The sequence below is a fragment of the Modestobacter sp. I12A-02662 genome (assembly GCF_041028325.1).
Lineage (GTDB): Bacteria > Actinomycetota > Actinomycetes > Mycobacteriales > Geodermatophilaceae > Modestobacter.
Window position 1 is genome coordinate 1 of record NZ_JABGDE010000041.1, and the last position, 587, is coordinate 587.

Annotated in this window: 1 rRNA gene; it reads left to right on the forward strand. The window is 54.0% G+C overall.

Annotated elements, in window-relative coordinates:
- Positions 1–587, forward strand: a 23S ribosomal RNA gene (locus HL189_RS22500); the annotation flags it as partial.

The following is a 587-nucleotide window of genomic DNA, read 5'->3' on the forward strand; positions in this document are numbered from 1 at the left end:
CGGCCTGCGCGGAAGATGTAACGGGGCTAAACCATGCACCGAAGCTGCGGCAGCGACACTTAGGTGTTGTTGGGTAGGGGAGCGTTCTGTAAGCCGTTGAAGGTGGCCTGTGAGGGTTGCTGGAGGTATCAGAAGTGCGAATGCTGACATAAGTAACGATAATGCGGGTGAAAAGCCCGCACGCCGGAAGACCAAGGGTTCCTGTCCAACGTTAATCGGGGCAGGGTGAGTCGACCCCTAAGGCGAGGCCGAAAGGCGTAGTCGATGGGAAACAGGTTAATATTCCTGTACTTGGTGTTACTGCGAAGGGGGGACGGAGAAGGCTATGTTAGCCGGGCGACGGTTGTCCCGGTTTAAGCATGTAGGCGGGAAGTTTAGGTAAATCCGGACTTCTTCTAACGCTGAGGTGTGATGACGAGGCACTACGGTGCTGAAGTAACAAATGCCCTGCTTCCAGGAAAAGCCTCTAAGCATCAGGTAACATCAAATCGTACCCCAAACCGACACAGGTGGTCAGGTAGAGAATACCAAGGCGCTTGAGAGAACTCGGGTGAAGGAACTAGGCAAAATGGTGCCGTAACTTCGGG